The organism is Mesorhizobium sp. L103C131B0 (genome assembly GCF_000502275.1).
In the GTDB taxonomy this organism is placed as follows: Bacteria; Pseudomonadota; Alphaproteobacteria; order Rhizobiales; family Rhizobiaceae; genus Mesorhizobium.
The window spans coordinates 41333-62538 of sequence record NZ_AYXC01000014.1; the positions used below are offsets into that span (position 1 = coordinate 41333).

Below are 21206 nucleotides of genomic sequence, written 5' to 3' on the forward strand. Positions count from 1 at the left end.
AATTCTAGCCCGGTTTTGGCCGATTCCAGCCCGATATTGGGGAAATCCGTGCCCGCTTTATGCGGCAAAACGATGTCGTCAGCCGGCTCTACTGGATGGAGTCGATCGAGCTTTGGGACGAGCCGAAATCGCCGAGCGTGCGGAACGACAGGTTGAAGCCGACATTCTGCGACACTTCCTTGGTGTTGATGTCGCGTGATTCCGAGTACGTCATCAGGTAGGTGAAGCAGGAATCATTGTAGGCAAAGCCGACGCCGTCCTTGACCAGCACGCTTTGTTGCAGGTCGTAGGTGCCGGTGCCGAAGACGCGCCAGTTTTCGGCCAGGTGTGTCGAGGCGCCGAGCGTGACTTCGTGGCGGTCGGTGGTGAAACCATAGAGCGGCTGCGCCTGGATGAAGGCGTATTTGGCGCTCAGCGAAACCGGCAGCCCGGAATAGGCGGCCTTCACCTCGGCACGGCGAACTTCGAAGGTCTGCTCGTCGAAGCGGCCGCTGAGCGAACCGGAGAAGCCGCTCGGGCTGCTGAAGCCGACAAGGCCGACATAGTCGGAGGTTGAAGTCTCCAGGCCGGAATCGGCGCCCGCATTGACCAGATCCGGTGAATCGAACGAGTTGCGCCCGCCCAGCTGGTAGGATTGGCCAAAGATGGCGTTGGTGCCCCAGCCATTGTCATAGGCGCCCGAATAGCGGAACCCGACATTGGCGCGGCTGCCGCCTTCGACGCGGTCGTAGCCGGAGAACTTGTCGCGCTCGAACAGCGTCGTGGCATCGAAGACGAAGCTCTGTGCGTCCTCGTTGGGAACGGCGAGCCCGCCGACATACTGCTCGTTCGGGCGCATGAAGACCTGCGCCATCGGCTCGACGATATGGCTGGAGCCGGCCATCGAAAACAGCACCGGCCAGCGCATTTCAAGTCCGGCGGTCGCCATGTACCGGGCGAAGGAGGACCGCATGTCGTCGGAGGCACCGACATTCGTTGCCATCTGGTTTACCGCAGTCAGCGAAGCCGAAGAAGCGTTGAGATAGTCGACGTCGCCCTGCAGAGCCAGAAGGGGCGTCAACTGCAATCCGCCGTCCGTGGTGAAGGTACGCTTCCATTCGGCCTCGGCGGTGAGGCGACCGGAGTCGCCCTCGATGCCGCGCACGCGCTGGACGCCTGAGCCCGGCACATAGGGGGTAAAATAGGCCTGATCGAGATCGTCGCGGCGGATGATGCGCGCATTGACGTTGAACGACAGCTGGCCGCCGGCCACCGACATGTCGGGGATGTAGGCATAATCGAGCGACGGCAACACCCAGGGCTGCTTGTCGCTGCGCGATGCGACGTTGCCGTCCGGTGTGTTCTCCTGAACCTGGAAGCGCATGGCGCGCACATCGAAATAGTTGCGGTCGTTTAGGCCGGTCAGGTAGACCGACGATTGATGCACGGCGTCGTTGTAGCCTTCGATCGTATAGGTACGCGAAAAATTCTTGTCGGTCTGAAGCAGGATATCCCAGCCGAAGTCCCAGCGCGGATTGATGGCGAACTGGCCCTTGGTGCCCATCATGCCGCGGAACTTGTTCGGATCGCCTGCTGGCCCCGAATTGACATTGTAGCCGCCGGGGAAAGCCGCGAAATCACGGAAAGCGCCAGGGTCCTGCTGGTTGATTCCGGCAAGCTTCAGCGTGTATTGGCCATTGTTGAAGCGCTGGCGCCACTCGGCCTCGCCGAGGAAACCCTGCTTGGTGTAGCCGCTGCCGGTAACGGTGAGGTCGTAGGTCGGCGACAAAGCGAAGTAGTAGGGGACTTTGACGCCGACGCCGAGACGATTGTTGTAGCCGATGCTGGGGATCAGGAAGCCACTTTTGCGCTTGACCGTCGGGTCGGCGATCTCGAACGCCGGCAGATAAGCCAGCGGGAAACCGAAGAATTCGAAATTCGCGTTCTCGAAGCGAACCGTTTTCTTTTCGCCGTTCCAGATGATCTTCCTGGCTTTGATCCGCCAGGTCGGCGCCTTGTCCGGCTTGTCTTCGCAAGGCTCGCAGGCCGTATAGACGCCGTTGTGGAACGTTGTCAGCACGCCGCCCATGCGCTCGGCGCTTTCGGCGGCGAAATAGGCTTTTTCGGGCGTTTCGACGCGCAGCGCATTGACGAAACCGTCAGCGAAATCGTCGGTAATATCGATATGCTGCGAGTTGATCTTGGTGCCGTCGCTGTTGACGATCTCCACATTGCCGCTGGCAACCAGCCGCTTGGTGTTTCGATCATAGACGACGCGCTGGGCGACGAGCTTGTTGCCGCCATAGTCGATCTGGACGCCGCCGATGGCGGTGACCGTCTGGTTGTCATTGTTATAGACGAGCGTGTCGGCCGCCAGCAGCATCTGGGAGCCGGAGGGAACCTTCGTTGCCACGTCGGTGACGTCCTGCGCCAGCGCAGGGGCCGTCAGCACGCCACAGGCGAGCAGGCATGCCAAGGCGCTCGCCGAATAGAGGCGCGCCAAACCGGCCTGCCTATGGCTGCGCAAAGCCGCCTCCCTCACTAGCCGTCTTCCTTGTATAGCAGGAATGTCACCCCAAAGAACATAGCCACGACAACCGGAACCCATGCAGCCACGGCTGTGGGCACGAATCCCGCCACGCCGAATGCCTTGACCAATACCGAAACGACATAAAGCAGAAAGCCGGCGAGGACGCCACCCAGAATCATCGTTGCCGACTGCCCCATCCTCGCAAATCGCATTGAAACTGTTGCCGCAATCAGCGTCATGGCCACAAGCAGGAACGGTAACGCCACCAGCGAATCGAACTGCATGGCGAAGGCATTTGCCTTGAGGCCGAAGGAGCGGGCAACCTCAATCTTGCCGGGAAGGTCGTAAAACGGGATGGTTTCGGGGCGCGCCAGCCGTTCCTGCACGAATTCCGGCTTGAGGTTGGTCGGCAACTGGTCGGTCGTTTCGGAACGGATGTTGCCGTCCTTGAACACCTTGACGTCCTGCAATTCCCAGTAGCCGTCGCGCAGAAAGGCCCGCGCCGCGTCCTTGCGCTCGACGATATTGCCCTGCGGATCGAGGACGAAGAACACGGTGTCGGCCATTTCCAGGCCCTGGTTCAGGATGGCGCGGGCGCCGATGATGGTATCGCCGGAGTTGGTTTTCTGGCGGATCCACGGCGTGGCATCGGCCGCCACCGCGTTCGAATTGCCGGATCGCAGCTGGTTTTCCATCTGCTCCGACCATGAGAAGCCATGCGCGGCGATCGGATTGAGCACGCCGACCGACAATATGCCGAATAACAGCGCACCGATGCAGCAGGGCAACAGAAACTGCCAGGCCGACACTCCGGCCGAGCGCGCAATCACCAGCTCGTATTTTCGGTTGAGCGACACCAGCGTCGCCATCGCCGAGAACAGGCCGACGAACGGCACCGTCTGCAGCATGATCATCGGCATCCTCAGCGCCGAGATCGCGACCGCCGTGCCGTAGGTGAAGCCCGGCAGGCCGGTGATGCGGCCGGACAGCTCGGTGAAGTCGATCAGGAACACCAGCGCCAGAAGGCCGATGAAGAACCAGATCGTGATCGACACGTAGCGAAAGAAGAAGTAGCGGCCCAGGGTCCAGCCCATCGTCAGGCTCCCTGGCCGGATGTGTAGCGCCGATTGAGGCGCAGCTTGAGCGCCGTCCAGCCATCGCTGACGCGGCCGGCGAAATTCGTCATCCAGTCGGCCCAACTGCCGGGCAGTTCCATGCTTCGCGAGGTGACGATGAACCAGATGGCGACCGCCGAGGCGATGACCGGCACGCCATAGACCATATAGGCGTATTGCGGGATCTTGTCGGCCTTGCCGGCGGCAAAGAAGCCCAGCCAGCGCACGAACAGCGCAATGGCGATGGCTGTGATCAGCGGGTGGATGCGCGCCTCGCGGTGTGAGCGCGCATCGCCTGCCACGGCCAGCGCGATCAGCGCGAACACCAGCGAATAGGACCATTCGGAAAAGCGCTGGTCGAGCTCGGCCTTGTAGGCGCCGGGCCTGCGCTGGAAGATCTTGTCGTTCGGATCCGGGTTGAGCAGGTATTGCGTCGTTCGGTCCTTGGGCAGGAGCATGATATCGTTCGCCGCCGACATGAAGGCGGAAAGGTCGAAGGCGTAGGACGTGAAGCGGATGACCGACAGGTCGCCGGTCAGCGTCTTGCGATGAATGACGCCGTCATTCATCATCAGCACCTTCTCGTCACCCTTTTCGACGACGCTGCCGCTCTTGGCATAATAGATCAGATTGGCGCCTTCCTCGCGCGAATCGGCCACGAAGATGCCGCCGAGCCGGTTGTCCGGCAGCCGCTCGCCTATCTGCAGGAACAGCCCGTCGTCGATCTTGCGGAACGTGCCTTCCTGGATGATCAGCGACAAGAGATCGGCGCGCGAGGATGCGATCAGCTGGCGGTTCTTCTGCCTGGCATAGGGTTCGACGCCATTGTCGACCGCGAAGGAAAAGACGCTGGCCGCCAGCGCGATCAGCAGGACCGGCCGCACAATCGTCCAGCGCGAGGCGCCGGCGGCGTTGATGACGGCCAATTCCGAATCGGAGTTCATGACGCTGAGCGTCTGGGCCACCGCCACCACCAGGGCGAATGGCACCACGATCGGGATGATGGTGGGGATGATGAGGCCCGCGACCTCGAAAAAGGTGAGCGCCGATTGGCCACTGTCGGTGACCAGGTCGATGCGGGCAAGCACCTGCGTCGTCCAGACAATGGCCAGCGTCCAGATCAGCGCAGCGAGAAACACCGCCAGTGCGCGACGCATGATGTAGCGTTCAACGACCTTCATGTAAGGCTTTTCTCGATTTGCCGAACGGCATCATGCCCGCCGACAAGGTAGTCGTCCGGCTGCGGCTGTACAACTGGGTGCGTTTGGCCATTTGTTTCAGGCGGTTCGATCCGATTCTCCGTCCCACATCGCCCGTCCCGCAGGCCGGAGTGTCGGCGGCAATGGATAAGAAAGGGAGAACATCAATGGTTAACAACAGGTTGCGGCAGGAAAGCGGGGCCGTGCCGCGACGAATCGTTATCGATTCCGCTGCGCATATGAGCCCTGATTCTGGCAAAGTCTTGCCAAACCAAGGAAAACGACCAAATGTCGCGCATCTTCCCTGAGAATGCATTTTTCCTGAAAATCTGAGCCGTTTCCCGAAAGCAGGACCTGATGACTTTGAGACCATTGATCGCCTTCGCCAAATTTGCCGCACCCAAAAAGGGCAGCATCTTCGTGCTGGCGGCCGACGATGGTGGCCTTGGCGAACCGGCAAAGGCCTGCGACCCCTCAGGAACGCTGGCGCGGGCGTTTCCGGTGGCGGAGTTTTCCGGAAAATTCGCCGGTGTCGTCGAAGTGCTGGCGCCGCAGGGAACATCGCTCGACCGACTGGTGGCGGTCGGCGCCGGCAAGGTCGCCGGCCTCGATGACTTTGCCTGGCTGAAGCTTGGCGGCACCATCGCCGCGTCCCTGCGCAAGGCAGCGGAGGTGGCCGTCATCCTCGATGTGCCGGGCGCAAAGATTGGCGGCAGGCAAGCGGCGAACCTTGCCGCCGGCATCATTCTGCGCAGCTACTCCTTCGACAAATACAAGACCAGGAAAGACAAGGACGATGCCGAGCCGAAGAAACCGGTCAAGGTGACCATCCACACCGCCGATCCTGCCGCGGCGAAAAAGGCCTTCGCCGACGAGGTTGCGGTCATCGACGGCGTGCTTCTGGCGCGCGACCTTGTCAACGAACCGGCCAATACGCTCGGCCCGATCGAATTCGCCGCCCGCGCCAAGGAACTGGAAGCGCTCGGCGTCGAGGTCGAGATCCTCACCGAAAAGGACATGAAGAAGCTCGGCATGGGCTCGCTCCTCGGTGTCGCGCAAGGCTCGCCACGCGGCGCCCGGATGGCTGTCATGCAATGGAAGGGCGGCAAGGCCAAGGACGCACCGGTCGCCTTCGTCGGCAAGGGCGTCACCTTCGACACCGGCGGCAATTCGATGAAACCGGCTTCCGGCATGGAGGACATGAAGGGCGACATGGGCGGCGCCGCGGCCGTCATCGGGCTCATTCAGGCGCTAGCCACGCGCAAGGCCAAGGCCAATGTCGTCGGCATCGTCGGGCTGGTGGAAAATGCCGTCGACGGCCATGCCCAGCGCCCCGGCGACATCGTCACCTCGATGTCGGGTCAGACCATCGAGGTGCTCAACACCGACGCCGAAGGACGCCTCGTTCTGGCCGACGCGCTGTGGTATTGCAACGACCGCTTCCAGCCGAAATTCATGGTCAATCTGGCGACGCTGACCGGCGCCATCATGGTCGCGCTCGGCCAGCATTATGCCGGCTTGTTCTCCAACAATGACGAACTGTCGGACAGGTTGACGGCGGCCGGCCAGGCGACGCAGGAGCGGCTGTGGCGCATGCCGCTTGGGCCCGAATACGACAAGCTGATCGATTCCAAGAATGCCGACATGAAGAACATCGGCGGCCGCTATGGTGGCGCCATCATCGCCGCGCAGTTCCTGCAGCGGTTCGTCAAGGAAACGCCGTGGGCGCATCTCGACATCGCCGGCACCGCGATGGGCTCGCCGCCGAGCGAGATCAACCAGTCTTGGGGCTCGGGTTTCGGCGTCAGGCTGCTCGACCGGCTGGTGCGCGACAATTACGAGGGATAAGGCAGGGAATGGCCGATGTCCTGTTCTACCACCTGACCGAATCGACGCTGGAGGATGCGCTGCCGGGCCTGCTCGAGCGCAGCATCGATCGCGGCTGGCGAGCCGTGGTGCAGACCGGCACCGAAGAGCGGCGCGACGCGCTCGACCAGCATCTGTGGACGTTCAGGGACGATTCGTTCCTCGCGCACGCGACCGACCGTGAAGCCCATCCGGCCGAACAGCCAATCCTTCTCACCACAAGCGACGCCAACCCCAACCAGGCGCAGATACGCTTCCTCGTCGATGGCGCCGCACCCGCGGATCTCGCCGGCTATGAACGCGCCGTGTTCCTTTTCGACGGTCACGACACGGCCCAGGTAGAAGGTGCGCGGATGCATTGGAAGGTGCTGAAGGAGGCTGGCCACGCGGTCACCTACTGGCAGCAGATGCCGGACCGGCGCTGGGAGCGCAAGGCGTAAGCGCTTTGCCGGCGCGTCTTGAAAACGACGCTGTTATCGCCGAACGATCCGATCTAAGGATTGCGAAAAGCGCAACTCAAGCGGCGGGCTGAGAATGCGGATCAGGATCATCGGAACGGGGCGGGCCGTGCCGGCTCGATGCGTGACGTCGCGCGCCCTCGATGCGCGGCTGGGGTTTGGCGATGGACATTTCGAGGCCGCGACCGGCATCATCGAACGCTATGTCTGCGAGGCCGAATCGCAGGTCGACCTTGCTTGTGCCGCAGCCCGTCTGGCGCTTGCCGATGCCGAACTTGAGGCAGGCAGTGTCGATCTGGTCATCGGCGGTTGCGGCGTGCCTTACCAGCCGTTGCCGTCGACGGCGCCGCTGGTCATGCAGCGCCTCGGCCTTGCCGATGGGTCGGCGGCCGCTTTCGACGTCAACAGCACCTGCCTCGGCTTCCTCACAGCCTTCGAGACCGCGTCGCGCCTGATCGAGGCCGGGCAATGCCGGACGGCGCTGGTGTTCTCGTCTGAAATCGCCTCGCGCGCGCTGCCGTGGCAGGGCCAGCCGGAAATTGCGGCCCTCTTCGGCGATGGCGCGGCGGCCGCCGTGCTGCAACAGGCAGCCCCTGCCGAGGGTCGAGTCGCGGCCAACCTGATGCGCACCTACCCTTCCGCCTATGAGGCCTGCAGCATCGGCTCCGGTGGCACCCGGTTCGACTTTCATCGTGAGCCTGAGGAATTCGCCCGCCACAGCCTGTTCCACATGGAGGGTAAGGAACTGTTTCGCGTCACGTCACGCCATTTCAACGGCTTTGTAGCGGAGTTGCTCGATCGCGCCGGCTGGCGGCACGACGATGTCGACCTCGTCGTGCCGCATCAGGCGAGCCCTTTGGCGCTCGCCCACATGGCGCGCCAGACCGGCTTCGCCAGGGAAAAGCTGGTCGACATCGCGGCGCGCTACGGCAATCAGATCGCCGCTTCCATCCCCTTTGCGCTCGACGTCGCGCGCCGCGAACAACGCATTGTGCCCGGCGCCAAAGTGCTGTTCCTCGGCACCTCGGCCGGCGTGTCGTTCGGCGGCATGGCGCTGGAAGCATGACCGTGGGACGCGTCCTCGTCACCGGCGCCAGCGGCTTCCTCGGCGCGCATGTCATGGCGCGGCTGGCTGCACTGGGCACACCGGCGCTGGGTCTTGGCAGGGACGCCAAACGCTGCGCGGCGCTCGAAGCCGCTGGTCATCGGGTCGTTCGGCTCGATTTGTCTCAACCATTCGATGCAGCTGCCGCGCGCGCTCTCGACGGCGTCGATGCGATCATCCACTGCGCGGCACTTTCCGCGCCCTTCGGCAGGTTGGCGGATTTCCAGACGGCAAATGTCACAGCTACCCGCAACCTCAGCGATTTCGCGCGCGGGCAAGGCGTGCGCCGCTTCGTCCATATCTCCAGCCCGACGGTCTGTTTCGCCTATCGCGACCAGCTCGGAGTTCCCGAGAATGCGGCCTTGCCCCCTCCGGTCAATCACTATGCCCGCACCAAGCGGCAGGCCGAGGAGATCGTGCTGGCGGCGCCTGAGATCAGCCCGGTGGTGCTGCGGCCGCGCGGCCTCTACGGTCCCGGCGATCGCACGCTGCTGCCGCGTCTGCTGCAGGTGGCACGGCAGCGCCCGCTGCCGCTGTTTCGCGACGGCAAGGCGCGCATCGATCTCACTTATATAGAGGATGTCGTCGATGCGGTGCTTGCCGCGCTGTCCGCCGGGAGCGCTGCCGAGGGACAGATATTCAACATCTCCGGCGGCGAAGTGGTGCCGGTCCGCCGCATTGCCGAGGCGGCCTGCGCCCGCGCCGGCGTGCAGCCGCGCTGGCGCAGAATGCCGCTCTGGCCCGCCATGCTGACGGCCGGGATAGCGGAGGCGGTAGCGAATATATTGCCCGGCCGCCCGGAACCGCCGGTGACGCGCTACGGTCTTGGCCTGTTCGCCTATGCGCAGAGCCTCGATCTTTCCAAGGCAGGCCGCATCCTCGGCTGGGCGCCGAAAGTGTCGTTCGAGGAAGGGCTCGATCGCACATTCGGCAAGGCGATGGAAAGCAGGAGGGCAGCGTGAAGATCGTCTTCGCCAACAGCGCCTCTGTCAGCGCAGCCGAGCGCCTGATCCTGCGCGGCGGCAGCTGGGCGAAGGTCAGGCTACGTGTCCGCTACGGCCTGATCATGCATCCACAGGCCGGCCCCGTACTGATCGATACCGGCTACACGCCGCATGTGACACAAGGCAGCGAGCGCAGCACGGCGCTGCGTCTTTACAGTGCGATCCTCCGGCCCCAGCTCAACGAAGCCGAGCAGCCGCTCGCGGTACTGGCGCGCTTCGGCCTCTCGCCGCAGGACGTCCGCACCGTCATTGTCACGCATTTCCATGCCGACCACATGTCGGGCCTGTCGCTGTTTCCCAACGCTCGGCTTATCGCCAATGACACCGCCTGGGCGCGGGCGAAGGCCAAGACTTCCCTGCAGAATCTGCGCCATGGCGTCTTCAAGGAACTGTTCCCGTCTGACTTCGAGGCCCGACTCGACGGGCTGTCGTCGAAGCGGCGGATCGAACCTCGCGGCGGCGTGCCAGGCGGCGCCGATCTGTTCGGCGACGGCAGCGTCGTCGCAGTCGATCTGCCCGGCCATGCCGATGGCCAGTTCGGCCTTTTGTTCCCCAATCTGGAGCGGCCGCTGCTCTACGCCGTCGATGCGCAATGGCTGATCAGAGCATTGGTGGAAAACCGAACTCCCGGTCTGCCTGCAACCCTGCTGGCCGAGGATGCCGCCGCGATCGAGCCGACCAGCGTAATGTTGCGTCGGTTTCTGGCGACCGGCGGCGAGGTTGTTCTTTGTCATGATCCGGCGGTGACGGCCTACGATGTGGCCGGAGAGAGCGCGTGAACGGGCCGGCCGAAGCGATCCGCTCGTTTGCGCTGACGCAATGGGTTTCGCGCAAAAGCCGCGAGAGTTTCGAGCGCTGGCAGGCGCAAGCCTTGCGCCGCTTTCTCGACCGCGACCTGCCGCGCGCGCCGTTCTACGGCAAGGCGCCGCGTCTTCTCGGCGACCTGCCGGTGACCGACAAGGCGACGGTGATGGGCAATTTCGAGCGCTTCAACATTCATGGCGTCTCGGCCGCCGAGGCCTGGAAGGCGCAGGCCGGCGATAGCCGCATTGGCGAGCTGACTGTCGGCTCCAGCACCGGCACGTCGGGCAATCGTGGCCTGTTCGTCATTTCCGAGGCGGAAAAATACCGCTGGCTGGGCACCATCCTGGCCAAAGCCGTGCCCGATCTGCTCTGGCGCCGGCAGCGCGTTGCGGTGATCCTGCCGCAAAACACCGGGCTCTACGATAGCGCGCGCAAATCGCGGCGTATCGACCTGCGCTTCTTCGACCTGACGCGCGGTCCGGAGAGCTGGCGCGGCGCTCTCGAAGATTTCGCGCCGACGGTGATCATCGCGCCACCGAAGATACTGCGGCACTTCGCGGCCGAGGGCTTTCGGCTCAAGCCGCAGCGTGTCTTCAGCGCCGCCGAAACGCTCGACCCGGTTGACCGGCCGGTCATCGAGGCATTCTTTGGTGGTCAGGTCGACCAGATCTACATGGCGACCGAAGGGCTGTTCGCCGTCACCTGCCGCCAGGGCGGGCTGCATCTGGCCGAGGATTCGGTGTTCTTCGAGTTCGAACCGGCCGGCGACGGCCTGGTCATGCCGCTGATCACCGCCTTTCGCCGCCGGACCCAGATCATGGCGCGCTACCGGATGAACGACTTGCTGCGGCTGTCCGAAAAGCCATGCCGCTGCGGCTCGCCGCTGCGCACGCTGGACGAGATCGTCGGCCGCATGGACGACGCTTTCCGGCTCGCCTCGCCCCACGGGCAGCTCCTCGTCACGCCCGACATACTACGCAATGCGGTGCTCAAGGCCGACCGGCGCATCGACGATTTCCGCCTGGTCCAGACCGCTGAAGATGCAATCGAACTCAGCCTGGCCCCCGGGCTTGCCGACGAAGCCGCCACCGCCGCCCATCAGTCCGTGCGAAATTTGCTGGCGGCGCGCCAGGCGACAGCTTCGGTCAGCCTTGTTCGCAGGGACCTGCCGTTGGAGACCGGCCGCAAACTGCGTCGGGTCGAATGCCACCTGGGAGCGGCATCATGAACCGGCTCGCTATGTTGCCACTCGATCAGACGAACCGGGTAGAAAACAACCCGCGTGAGGTCGAAGCCTTCGTTCAGCTTTTCAACGAGGTGCCGGTGCGCGACCTCGTGCGCAATCTGACAGTGGCTGTCGAAACCTTCGAGATCGCCGGCCACTCCTTTCCGCTGACGCTGAACGACAGAAGCGAAGCGCCGAACTGCTACATCTGCTGCCCGTCCAGCGCCTATATCGACTATGCCATCGTCGAGACCCGCAATTTCGTCTCCTCGCCCTTGCTGCAAAAAACGATGCGGATGCTGATCGGCCTGTGCGCGCCGCTGGTCAGGATGAGCGGCCTTGACCATCAGGTTCAGGTCAACAACTGGCTCTATTCGACCAATCCGGTGCCGCTGCTCGATCGCAACGCGGTCGCGGCGATGCGCGACGATCTCACCGCGCGTTTTCCAGATCGCGCTGTTTTCATCCGCTCCCTGAACGAGATCGCCGATCCCTCGACAATCGCAGCGCTGAAGGCGGAGGGTTTTCGAATGCTGGCGGCGCGGCAGATCTACATCTTCGCAGGCGACGGTTCGGCCATGACCAACGACATGAAGCGCGACCGCAAGCGGCTGCCCACGACGCCTTTCGAGCAGGTCGGCAATGGCGACTTCACCGAGGCCGACTATGCGCGCGCCGAAGCGCTCTACCGGATGCTCTATCTCGACAAATACACGCCGCTCAACCCGCACTACACCGCCCGCTATATCGGCGAGACGCACCGTCGCGGCATCCTGCAACTGGCAGGCCTGCGTCGTCCCGGCGGTGAACTGGTCGCCGTCGCCGCTTTGTCTCAGAACGGCAGGACACTGACGCAGCCCATCGTCGGCTACGACACCGGCCTCCCGGTGAGCGAAGGCCTTTACCGCATGATGATGGCGCTGGCGCAGGATCATGCGATGGCGCACAGCCTGTTCTTCAACATGAGCGCCGGTGCCGCCGCCTTCAAACGCTTGCGCGGCGCCGTGGCGACGGTGGAATACAACGCCGTCTATGCTGCCCATCTGCCGCGCCGCCAACGCATGGCGGTGCGGATCATGGAATTTGTGCTCGCGAAGATCGGCATTCCCCTGCTCAGGAGATTTGAACTTTGAGCGACACCCGGCAGCAGAAAGACAAAGACTATTGGCAGGCGGNGATGCGGTCTGCCGACATCAAAGCCAAGCCGAAGCGCATCCTGTTCGACGGCGCGCCACTGGTGCTGTTCCGCTCGGCGAAAGGCATTGCCGCCCTCTTCGACCGCTGCGCTCACCGCCTGGTCGAACTCTCGACCGGCAAGGTCGTCGGTGGCGAGATCGAATGTCCCTATCATGGCTGGCGCTACAATGGGGAAGGGCGCTGCACCGCCATTCCCGGCCATGTCGGCGACGTCCCGCATTACCGTATCCGCCGCTACAGCGCGATCGAGCGCGACGGCGTCGTCTTCGTCTCGGCAGGCACGCCTGAGGGCGAGCCCTATCTCCATTGCATGCAAGGCAAGGATGTCGTCGTGAAGCGGGTGCGAAGCTCGGCGCGATCGACGGTGCTCGACGCCGCCGAGAACATTCTCGACGCCACTCACACCCACTTCACCCACAAGGGTGTCCTGCGCGGCCTGACCGCAAAGCGCCATCTCGTGCGCGTCGAGGTGACCGGCGGCAAGGGCTGGGTCGAAAGCTGCTACACCGGCGAGGACCGCCAACAGGGGCTGGTCAGCCGGCTGCTGGAAGGCGAGCGCGCCAAGACCATCGGCCGCTACCGCCATCCCGGCATCGTCGAACTCGAATATTGGGGCAAGGGCGGCTTGGCGCTGGCGACCACTTTCCATTTGCGTCAGGCGGACGAACGGACCGTCGAAGGCGTCGGCTGGCTGATCGGCCCGCGACAGGGCCTGTTCGGCGAACTCAAGGCGCTTGCTTTCCGGCCGCTCTTTGCCTTTGCCCTGCAGCAGGATCGCCGTGTGCTGAAATCGGCCAGCGACAACGCCCGTATATCGCCGCAGGTTCAGCCGGCGACCGGCCCGCTGGATTTCCTGCGCCGCGACATAGCGGCGATCATCGACGGCAAGATGCCACCGGCGGCGGCAGAGCCGCGGGTGCACCAAATCGAGTTGTAATCTAAAGTTCACGGCACTTGATTCCAGTTCTGCTGTAAATTATAGTTCACGGATGATCGAAGTTCGATCCACTGACGAATTCCGAAAATGGCTCAGGGGGCTCACGGACATTCGCGCCGTAAAGAAGATCACCCAACGGATTGTCCGCGTCCAGGCTGGGCTGTTGGGAGACGCCAAGTTCTTCGATGGCATAGGAGAATTGCGCGTAGATTACGGTCCGGGATACCGCGTGTACTTCGTCCGGCGCGGCAACACGGTCATTATCCTGCTCTGCGGCGGTGACAAAGGCTCGCAGGACAGGGACATCGGAAAAGCCAGGAAAATGGCAAAGGAAGTTTGATATGACCCTCAGAACCACACCATTCGACGCCGCCGAATATCTTGATGATGCTGAGTCTCAAGCCGAACTGCTCGCTGATGCGTTCGAGACCGGGGACGCGACTTATATTGCGCACGCCCTCGGCATTGTCGCGCGCGCCCGCGGCATGACAAGCATAGCGAAGGACGCCGGCGTGACCCGAGAGGCACTCTACAAGGCGCTGAGCGAAAAGGGCGATCCGCGCCTCAGTACATTGCTGGGCGTAACCAAGGCGCTTGGCCTGCAATTGTCCGCAAAGCCAGTTAATCCCGTTTAGGCAACCTTAGCAGGACTTACGCACTCAGCTGAAAACGGGAAGTTCCGCTTCAACTCGACTAGTCCTGCTCCGGCCCGTTCCACTCGATATCGCGCGTCGACGCGGCCTGAAGGCTGATGCGCTGGCTGATCGCCGTCCCGGCGATCTCGGCCAGAGTGCGCCATTGCGCCCGCTTCGGCGCGGGGTCGCCCGGCCAGGCGAGCAACTCATCAGACTCGCGCATCGCCTGACGGAAGCGGCCGAGACCACCGGAGCGCAGTGCCGCCGGCAGCCCGTAGATCCACATCGCCAGCCGCACCGTCTGCGGCGCCGTCACGTCGGGCTTCACCTCGGCGCCATCCTCCAGGATAGCGTCGGCGAAGCGCCGCGGATTGCGAAAGAAGTGCAGGCCGCTCACGGCGCGCGGATTGCACTCCAGTGGCAGCACCGTGCCGTTATTCTCGCGCATCAGGTCGAAGGAGATCTGGCCGGTCCAGCCGGCGCCGGCGACGAAGGTTTCGACGAAGCGCCGGGCAGCCGCATCCCCGACTGGCTCGAAACAGATGCCGGCGCCCTTGCCGGCGCGATAGAGCGAACTGTAGAGCGCCAGCGCTTTGAGTTCACCGTCGATCGCCACCGCATAGGCGCTGATCTCTTCACCGGCGATGTAGCGCTGCGCCACCCAAGGAGCGGCGGGCGAGGGGCGGACGGCGTCGAGTTCGTCCGGCGATGGCCGCAGCAGTACGTCACGGGCAAAACGTGACCACACAGATTTGAACACCAATTCGCGCGATTGGCCACGAACGCCGTCGAGATCGGCCTCGCTTTGCAGCAGTATCGTTTCCGGCACGTCGAGCCCAAGGCTCTGCGCCAGCCGGATGAAGGCATGCTTGTCGTGAACGCGGGCGAGCATCGCCATCTCGGGTGCGAAGAGGCGGGCCGGCATGGCGCGGTGCTGCCAGAGACGACCGAGATAAAAGACTTCCTCGCAGGTCGGGATAACGAGTTCGATGCCTTCCGCGCGGACAAGCGCTTCGACCGCCTTGGCATAGGCGTCGGCGGCAAAGCGCGGCGGCGGCAGGCGATGGTAGGCGGCGCAGGCCGTGCTCGCTGCGGCGATCGGCCGGGCCGGGCTGTCGGCCAGGATCACCCGGCGACCGGCGCCATGCAGCAGCCGCGCCAGGTGCAGCGCCACCGGCGCGCGGGCACCGGTGATCAGCACGGTGCTATTGGGCATGAGCCACCGGCATCGGTTGGAAAAGACGAGTCGATGCTTCTGCGGAAGGCTTCATTCGCCATAAGTGCCACATGGCTTGCGTGCCGCCAACGGACTCCACAAAGGTGGCTCCGCTGCGTCAGCCATCGCTTTTTGGCCTTCAGGGCGTTATTGGCAATCTGTCGAACACCCGGATCTCCTCAATGCGCTTTCTGTTTGTCCTGATACTGCTTGCCGGCGCCGCCATTGGCTTCGTGTATCCCTGGGCCATGAGCAATTTCTCCGGCCACGAGATCGGCGCCTGGCGCGTCTACGACCAGGGACGGTTTAGGCCTGTGACGGTGACGCTGAAAGCTGGCGACGCGCCGGTCAGAGTGCTGGTCGACCTGAGGGCAAAGGCCGAGCGCATTGTCTCGCAGCAGCGCACCGTGCTGACGCTGACTGCCGCCACAGCCGGGCGCACGGTGCTTGCCTCGACGCTGCAATTCAACCACGCCGACAATCCGCGCCAGGTCAGCCCGCAACTGCCCGACAAGATCTTTCGCGACGAGGCCGGCGTGATCGAAACCGTCAGTCCCGGCGCCTATCTCTTCACCGCCGGCCCGGGCGACGCCGACGATATCCCGATACGCGCAGTGGATCTGATACTGCGCTCCGGCGCCGGTGAGATCGATCGACGCGCACGGCCGGTTGGCTATGGGCTGATGGCCGTCGGCCTGATCGGCTTCCTGCTTACTCTGGCTTTCGGCGGTCGCCGGCCGGAGAACCCGAACTCGAAGCCGCCACCGCCGCGTTGGGGCAGAGGCTCCTCGACATGAGCGCGGCATGAACTACCGTCACGCCTATCACGCCGGCAATTTCGCCGACGTCGTCAAGCATGTCGTGCTCAGCCTTCTGCTCGACTATCTGAAGCAGAAGGACAAAGCGTTCCGTGTCGTCGACACTCATGCCGGCATTGGCCGCTACGATCTTTCGTCGGCGGAAGCGCAAAAGACCGGCGAATGGCAAGGCGGCATCGGCCGCCTCATCCACGCCCCGATCGAAAAATCGGCGGCTGCGCTGCTTGCCCCCTATCTTGAAGCGGTGCGTTCGCTCAATCCCGATGGCGGGGTGAAGAAATATCCGGGCTCGCCATTGATCGCCAGGCACCTCATGCGAAAGCAGGACCGGTTGTCGGCGATCGAACTGCACGGCGCAGATGCCGCCAGGCTGAAGACGCTGTTTGCCGGCGATTTCCAGACAAGGGTGATCGAACTCGACGGCTGGCTGGCGCTTGGCGCGCATCTGCCGCCAAAGGAAAAGCGCGGCCTGGTGCTGATCGATCCGCCGTTCGAGGAAGCCGGCGAATTCGACCGCCTGGTCGACGGCATGCAGAAAGCGCACAGGCGCTGGCCGGGTGGCATCTACGCGCTGTGGTATCCGATCAAGGATCGCAAAGCGATCATCGCCTTCCGCAAGGCGCTCAAGCAATCCGGCGTCCCAAAGTTGCTCGACATCGAGTTCGAGATCCGGCCGGCATCGCGTGAACCAAGCCTCGACGGCAGCGGCATGGTGGTGGTCAACCCGCCCTTCACGCTGGAGCGCGAACTGCGCATCGTGCTGCCGGTCCTGCACAGATTGCTGGCGGTCGAAAAGCCGGCGCACTGGTCGCTGGAATGGCTGGCCGGGGAGTAGCGACGCTTCGCAGCGGGCGACGCCCGCGGCAAAGACACAAAGTCGCTAGAGGTTTTGACGGTGGCGCCATCCGCGAATGCTCAGCTGTGTTCAACGAACCGAAACCATGGAGATGCACATCTAATCGGCTCGGCGTTGACGCTAATCCCAGAATCAGATACATAGATATCTAATTATTAGATTTCGAATCTAATGCCAAGATCGACAGAAGAGGAACTGGTCAACGCGATAGGCTTCGCGATGTCGCGCTGGCAGGATGCCGTCGAAACGTTCTATGGGACCGTCGCCGAAATCTATGTGCTGAGCGCTGCCGAGCGCCGCTGTCTCGGTGCGATCAATCACGGCCGGCGGGGCCGGCAAACCTCGTAGCGAGGGAGACAAATCTCACGCCGGCGGCGGTCACGACGTTGATCGACCGGCTGGAAAAGCGCGGCTTCGTCAGCCGTCAGCCGGATCCCGATGACAGGCGCAAGGTCATGGTCGCGGCGGGCAAGAAGACCGAGGAACTCGTCCGGCGCTGCTACCATCCGATCCTCGAGGCGGGCGCCGCATTGCTGGAGAATATTCGGCGGCCGAGATGCAGTTTTTGCTCGGCTTATCAAGAGGTCGAAGCGATGCAGAAGGCGCAGACCGAGAGGGTGCGCGGCAAAGCAAAACCGGTGCGTTGAGAGAAGGCATCGGAGGATGGTCCGGCGAAACGCCGGTCCGGTTTCAAGTGTGTACTGTCAAGGAGACCCTATGCCCCGCATGATCTTCGTCAACCTGCCCGTCGCCGATCTCGCTGCGTCGATGGCATTCTACAAAGCCCTCGGCTTCGACAACAACCCGCACTTCACCGACGACACCGCAGCCTGCATGGTGCTGAGCGAAACGATCAACGTCATGCTGCTCACCCACGCCAAATGGCGTCAGTTCACCGATCGCCCCATCCCGCCGGCCACCTCGAGCGAGGTCATGCTTGCCGTGTCCTGCGACAGCCGCGCGGCGGTCGATGCGATGAACGAGGCGGCGGCGAAAAATGGCGGCGCCGCCGACATTAACGCCCAACAGGATTATGGCTTCATGTACAATCGCAGCCTGGCAAGGCTGAACCGGGTTTCGGCGGCCCGCCGGCCATGGGCAGGCCGCTTTTCCTAATGGGCAAGGCGAGCTTTTTCGAAGGTCAGGACGTGGTTTCGCAGCTTCGCACCGGCAAAACCGGTTGCGGAGCGGGAAACCATCGTCAGGGCGACCGCTTGACCGCGCGCCGCCGAATCCGCAAAGTGGGCGCAGTCGACCTTTGAGAGGCTGCCATGACTCGCTTTGCCAAATCCGCTGTTGCTGCCCTGATTTCGCTTTGCACGCCGCTGGCCGCACCCTTTGGCCAGCCAGCGCAGGCCGCCGATCTTTCCGTCTATTCCGACGAGGACAGCGGCGTTTGCGGCGAGGCCTGGGTGCTAAGCAAAATCTCCAGCCGCTTCTCCTACCAGGTGCATCACGTGCCGCATCTGCCGGATGTTTCGATCACCGATTTCCAACGCATCCACCAGCATCGCTATCTCCCGGCCAGCGAAGAATGGCCAATCGGCCGCCGCTATTGCGGCGCCACCGTCAGCCTTTCCGACGGCCGCGCCCGCACCATCTGGTACTTGATCGAGGAAGGCCAGGGTTTTGCCTCGATCGGCGACAATGTCGAATTCTGCGTCTCGGGCTTCGACCGCTGGATGGTCTACAACGGCCGCTGCCGCGTCCTGCGCTAAGGTCGGATAAGAACCGCCGTTGCACCTGCCATCTCCTGCAAGGGGGAGATCTGATGTCGCTCCGGTTTCGCCAATCTCCGAACTGCTGCCGCTGCCTCACATCGCCTTCCCACCAGATACGTAAGCGCAGATCAGCTCGACCAACTGCTTCTGCAGTTCCGGCGCGTCGAGCATGTCTCGCCGCGCGGCATTGTGGATGACGCCCTCGACCGCTGAGGACAGCACCCGGGCCACGGTCTCATTGTCCTTTCTGCGCCTGCGATATTGCGCCACCGCCGCCGTGTAGTGATCCAGATAGCGCGACTGGAACGAGGCATGGGCGGCGCGTGAGCCGCGATCGCCCGGCGCCTCGTCGAGCAGCACCTGATGCAGCGTCGGATGGATGCTGTGCGCATCGATCATGCCGCGCACCAGCTCCTGCGCGAATCGCTTGAGCGGCTTGTCGCCTTCTGCTGATTCGGCGATCACCGACAGCACCTGATCGAAATGTCGCCGGCGAATTGCTTCGACCAGCGACAGCTTGTCGGGAAAATATTGATAGAGCGAGCCGATGCTGACGCCGGCCGCATCGGCCACCTTGTTGGTGGTGAAGCCGGCCCAGCCGAGCGCGCTCAGAACATGAGCACCGGCTTCGATGAGCGCCTCGACCGTCGCTCTCGAACGCGCCTGGCGCGGCTGCTTGCGCATGCGTGAGCGCGGCTTTGCAATGCGAGTAGACATGTCTGCTCCAGCAGCCAAGAATATAGATAACATACTCACATTTTTTGCAAAGGATATAGACCATGGACGCGCTGGATTTGCTCCGCAACCTCTTCGTTTATCAAGCCTGGGCGAATGGTGAATTGCTGGAGAAGCTTGCGGGCCTCGACCAGCAGGAGCATATCGATCAGCGCCACACGGCGACCCGTCTCATCAACCACAACCTTGTCGTATCGAAGATATTCGCCGCGCATCTTTCCGGCACGCGTCATGGCTATGCGTCCGACAACACCGAGGACACACCGGCACTCGATGAATTGAGCGCTGATGTCGCTGCGATGGATCGTTGGTATCTCGACTATATCGAAGCCGTCTCGCCAAAGCTCATGTCAGAGTCTGTGCCTTTCACCTTCACCGACGGCGACAGGGCGATGATGTCACGCCAGGAAATGCTGACACATGTCGTCACGCATGGCGGCTATCACCGCGGCGAGATCGGGCGGATCCTGATGCAGATCGGAATTGCGCCGCCGTGGGATACGTTTGCCGTCCACCTCCACCACGCCGAGCCTTCGCGCCGGCTGCAGGTGCGCGAGCGGGTTGGCGCTTAGGGGCCTGCACCCCTTGGCTTCCAAGGGATCGCGGCTTCCTGGGAGGAGGATTCCCCGATCTTCGTTTCCCATTTCCGTTAGGCATCTCTTGCGCCGAAGCTGGCGATCCCCCTTCTCGTCTGGGAGACGTCCGACACACAACAGGCTGTCCTTCAAGTGCTGTCTTTCCTGGCTTTCATCCAACCACTTTCGATATACGAGTAAAAAGCTCGCGTCTAGTTTAGTGCTGTTCCTGCAACCGTTGGGATGAAGCAAGATCAGCCTCTGCTGTGCGATGATTGTTGCCATCTGATAGGCCGCCGATGACCGCGTGAGATCGACGGCGTTGCAAGAGAATGTGAGCTTGACGAGAAGATCGTGTGAGTCGCGATATCAGAGATTTCTCTCGCAATAGTTCGCTGCGAAGCGGGAAGATTCTTTGCCGATTTCTGTGCCGATCATTGCGATCATGCTCTCAGCGTAACCGAAACTTAATCTGCGAAATTCTATGTAATGCTTCGCTGGCTAGATACGCACGAGTCAGATATGCATTAGCTCGCCGGGTCACTCACGGCCATCGGCACAAACGCAAGGGGCATCGCATGGCAAAGATCACGACGAAGGCGCCGGCGGCGAAAGCGCCGGCAAAGAAAGCGGCACCGAAAGCTGCCGCGAAACCTGCAGCAGTAAAGAAGGCAGCACCGAAGGCAGCGGCAAAGCCGGCTGCCAAGGCAGCGGCAAAGCCGGCAGCTAAGGCAGTAGCAAAACCCGCCGCCAAGGCAGCAGCGAAACCCGCCGCCAAGAAGCCGGCCGCCAAGGCTGTGGCGAAGCCTGCTGCGAAGGCAGCAGCCAAGCCCGCCGCCAAGAAGCCGGCAGCCAAGGCAGCGGCAAAACCCGCCGCCAAGGCTCCGATGAAGGCCGCCGCCGCCAAGTCGACGGCCGCTGTGAAGAAGGCTGCACCGGCCAAAAAGCCAGCCGCCAAGAAGAAGTAACAGCGGTCCATCTCAAAGCTCCCGGGAACTTTGCCGACTGGCAGATTCCCGGGAGCTTTTTTGTTGTGATTTAGGTCTTGTTTTGATGCATGTCGTTCTCTCGAAATTGACGCCACTTCTGTAAGACATGCATGGCGATTTCATTGTCGGCGGATTGGCCGCCTGGTTTTGCCCTTCTGGCAGTTGCTCCCTCAGGGAAGATCGGCCAACACTAAGGCGGTCGCATTCGATGGGGTTCAGGCGACACGCTCTAGACCTTTGTT

At 62.9% G+C, this 21206-nt stretch carries 24 protein-coding genes; 18 read left to right on the plus strand and 6 right to left on the minus strand.

Annotated elements, in window-relative coordinates; genetic code table 11:
- Nucleotides 1-88 precede the first annotated feature (88 nt).
- The 4 genes from X730_RS144120 to X730_RS1000000167620 are packed head-to-tail and all read right to left on the minus strand — an operon-like array spanning nt 89 to nt 5139.
- Nucleotides 89-2521, minus strand: a complete 2433-nt coding sequence (locus X730_RS144120; protein ID WP_023754727.1) for an LPS-assembly protein LptD — start codon at nt 2519-2521, stop codon at nt 89-91.
- Nucleotides 2521-3603, minus strand: a complete 1083-nt coding sequence (gene lptG, locus X730_RS144115) for an LPS export ABC transporter permease LptG (protein ID WP_023695591.1) — start codon at nt 3601-3603, stop codon at nt 2521-2523. Before lptG ends, X730_RS144120 begins: the two co-directional genes overlap by 1 nt.
- Nucleotides 3604-3605: 2 nt before the next feature.
- Entirely contained in the window at nt 3606-4805 is a 1200-nt protein-coding gene (gene lptF, locus X730_RS144110) for an LPS export ABC transporter permease LptF (RefSeq protein ID WP_023672737.1), read from the minus strand.
- Complete coding sequence (locus tag X730_RS1000000167620) at nt 4792-5139, minus strand: hypothetical protein (protein WP_155922481.1); 348 nt, start codon at nt 5137-5139, stop codon at nt 4792-4794. The genes lptF and X730_RS1000000167620 overlap by 14 nt, the downstream gene beginning before the upstream one ends.
- Nucleotides 5140-5180: 41 nt before the next feature.
- On the opposite strand from X730_RS1000000167620, the gene X730_RS144105 reads away from it, so the two are divergent.
- The 10 genes from X730_RS144105 (at nt 5181) to X730_RS144060 (ending at nt 14054) form a co-directional block, all read left to right on the plus strand.
- Complete coding sequence (locus X730_RS144105; RefSeq protein ID WP_023826925.1) at nt 5181-6671, plus strand: leucyl aminopeptidase; 1491 nt, start codon at nt 5181-5183, stop codon at nt 6669-6671.
- Nucleotides 6672-6679: 8 nt separating this feature from the next.
- A complete protein-coding gene (locus X730_RS144100) occupies nt 6680-7129 on the plus strand; it encodes a DNA polymerase III subunit chi (RefSeq protein WP_023826926.1) in 450 nt (149 codons plus the stop codon).
- A gap of 142 nt (nt 7130-7271) precedes the next feature.
- A complete protein-coding gene (locus X730_RS144095; protein WP_245261395.1) occupies nt 7272-8213 on the plus strand; it encodes a 3-oxoacyl-[acyl-carrier-protein] synthase III C-terminal domain-containing protein in 942 nt (313 codons plus the stop codon).
- Nucleotides 8210-9214: an NAD(P)-dependent oxidoreductase gene (locus tag X730_RS144090; protein ID WP_031197144.1), complete on the plus strand. Its 1005-nt coding sequence runs from the start codon at nt 8210-8212 to the stop codon at nt 9212-9214. The genes X730_RS144095 and X730_RS144090 overlap by 4 nt, the downstream gene beginning before the upstream one ends.
- On the plus strand, nt 9211-10035 hold the full coding sequence (locus X730_RS144085; RefSeq protein WP_023826928.1) for an MBL fold metallo-hydrolase: 825 nt from the start codon (nt 9211-9213) through the stop codon (nt 10033-10035). Before X730_RS144090 ends, X730_RS144085 begins: the two co-directional genes overlap by 4 nt.
- Nucleotides 10032-11288, plus strand: a complete 1257-nt coding sequence (locus X730_RS144080) for a F390 synthetase-related protein (protein WP_023826929.1) — start codon at nt 10032-10034, stop codon at nt 11286-11288. Before X730_RS144085 ends, X730_RS144080 begins: the two co-directional genes overlap by 4 nt.
- Nucleotides 11285-12418, plus strand: coding sequence for a GNAT family N-acetyltransferase (locus X730_RS144075; RefSeq protein ID WP_023826930.1), 1134 nt, complete (start codon nt 11285-11287; stop codon nt 12416-12418). The genes X730_RS144080 and X730_RS144075 overlap by 4 nt, the downstream gene beginning before the upstream one ends.
- A complete protein-coding gene (locus X730_RS144070) occupies nt 12415-13419 on the plus strand; it encodes a Rieske (2Fe-2S) protein (protein ID WP_023826931.1) in 1005 nt (334 codons plus the stop codon). Before X730_RS144075 ends, X730_RS144070 begins: the two co-directional genes overlap by 4 nt.
- Before the next feature lie 52 nt (nt 13420-13471).
- On the plus strand, nt 13472-13759 hold the full coding sequence (locus X730_RS144065) for a type II toxin-antitoxin system RelE/ParE family toxin (RefSeq protein WP_023672746.1): 288 nt from the start codon (nt 13472-13474) through the stop codon (nt 13757-13759).
- A gap of 1 nt (nt 13760) precedes the next feature.
- A complete protein-coding gene (locus tag X730_RS144060) occupies nt 13761-14054 on the plus strand; it encodes an addiction module antidote protein (RefSeq protein WP_023672747.1) in 294 nt (97 codons plus the stop codon).
- Nucleotides 14055-14112: 58 nt separating this feature from the next.
- On the opposite strand, the gene X730_RS144055 is transcribed toward X730_RS144060, so the two are convergent.
- Entirely contained in the window at nt 14113-15270 is a 1158-nt protein-coding gene (locus X730_RS144055) for a hypothetical protein (protein WP_031197145.1), read from the minus strand.
- Nucleotides 15271-15452: 182 nt separating this feature from the next.
- Between X730_RS144055 and X730_RS144050 the strand changes: the two genes are divergently transcribed.
- The 6 genes from X730_RS144050 (at nt 15453) to X730_RS144035 (ending at nt 18662) form a co-directional block, all read left to right on the plus strand.
- Entirely contained in the window at nt 15453-16067 is a 615-nt protein-coding gene (locus X730_RS144050) for a hypothetical protein (protein WP_023711922.1), read from the plus strand.
- 7 nt (nt 16068-16074) lie between these two features.
- A complete protein-coding gene (locus X730_RS144045) occupies nt 16075-16923 on the plus strand; it encodes a 23S rRNA (adenine(2030)-N(6))-methyltransferase RlmJ (RefSeq protein WP_023684716.1) in 849 nt (282 codons plus the stop codon).
- A 192-nt stretch (nt 16924-17115) separates the two neighbouring features.
- A complete protein-coding gene (locus tag X730_RS1000000168205; protein WP_023819167.1) occupies nt 17116-17292 on the plus strand; it encodes a hypothetical protein in 177 nt (58 codons plus the stop codon).
- The gene (locus tag X730_RS1000000166480; RefSeq protein ID WP_196813743.1) at nt 17244-17591 is read left to right on the plus strand and encodes a MarR family transcriptional regulator; all 348 of its coding nucleotides are present in this window, start codon (nt 17244-17246) and stop codon (nt 17589-17591) included. Before X730_RS1000000168205 ends, X730_RS1000000166480 begins: the two co-directional genes overlap by 49 nt.
- A 70-nt stretch (nt 17592-17661) precedes the next feature.
- Nucleotides 17662-18060 (plus strand): glyoxalase, encoded by a 399-nt coding sequence (locus X730_RS144040; RefSeq protein WP_023731121.1) that lies wholly within the window; start codon nt 17662-17664, stop codon nt 18058-18060.
- Nucleotides 18061-18215: 155 nt separating this feature from the next.
- A complete protein-coding gene (locus X730_RS144035) occupies nt 18216-18662 on the plus strand; it encodes a hypothetical protein (RefSeq protein ID WP_023711921.1) in 447 nt (148 codons plus the stop codon).
- 96 nt (nt 18663-18758) lie between these two features.
- On the opposite strand, the gene X730_RS144030 is transcribed toward X730_RS144035, so the two are convergent.
- Nucleotides 18759-19349 (minus strand): TetR/AcrR family transcriptional regulator, encoded by a 591-nt coding sequence (locus X730_RS144030; protein WP_023673456.1) that lies wholly within the window; start codon nt 19347-19349, stop codon nt 18759-18761.
- 95 nt (nt 19350-19444) lie between these two features.
- Between X730_RS144030 and X730_RS144025 the strand changes: the two genes are divergently transcribed.
- On the plus strand, nt 19445-19972 hold the full coding sequence (locus tag X730_RS144025; protein ID WP_023711920.1) for a DinB family protein: 528 nt from the start codon (nt 19445-19447) through the stop codon (nt 19970-19972).
- 581 nt (nt 19973-20553) lie between these two features.
- Complete coding sequence (locus X730_RS144020; RefSeq protein WP_023711919.1) at nt 20554-20943, plus strand: hypothetical protein; 390 nt, start codon at nt 20554-20556, stop codon at nt 20941-20943.
- Nucleotides 20944-21206 lie beyond the last annotated feature (263 nt).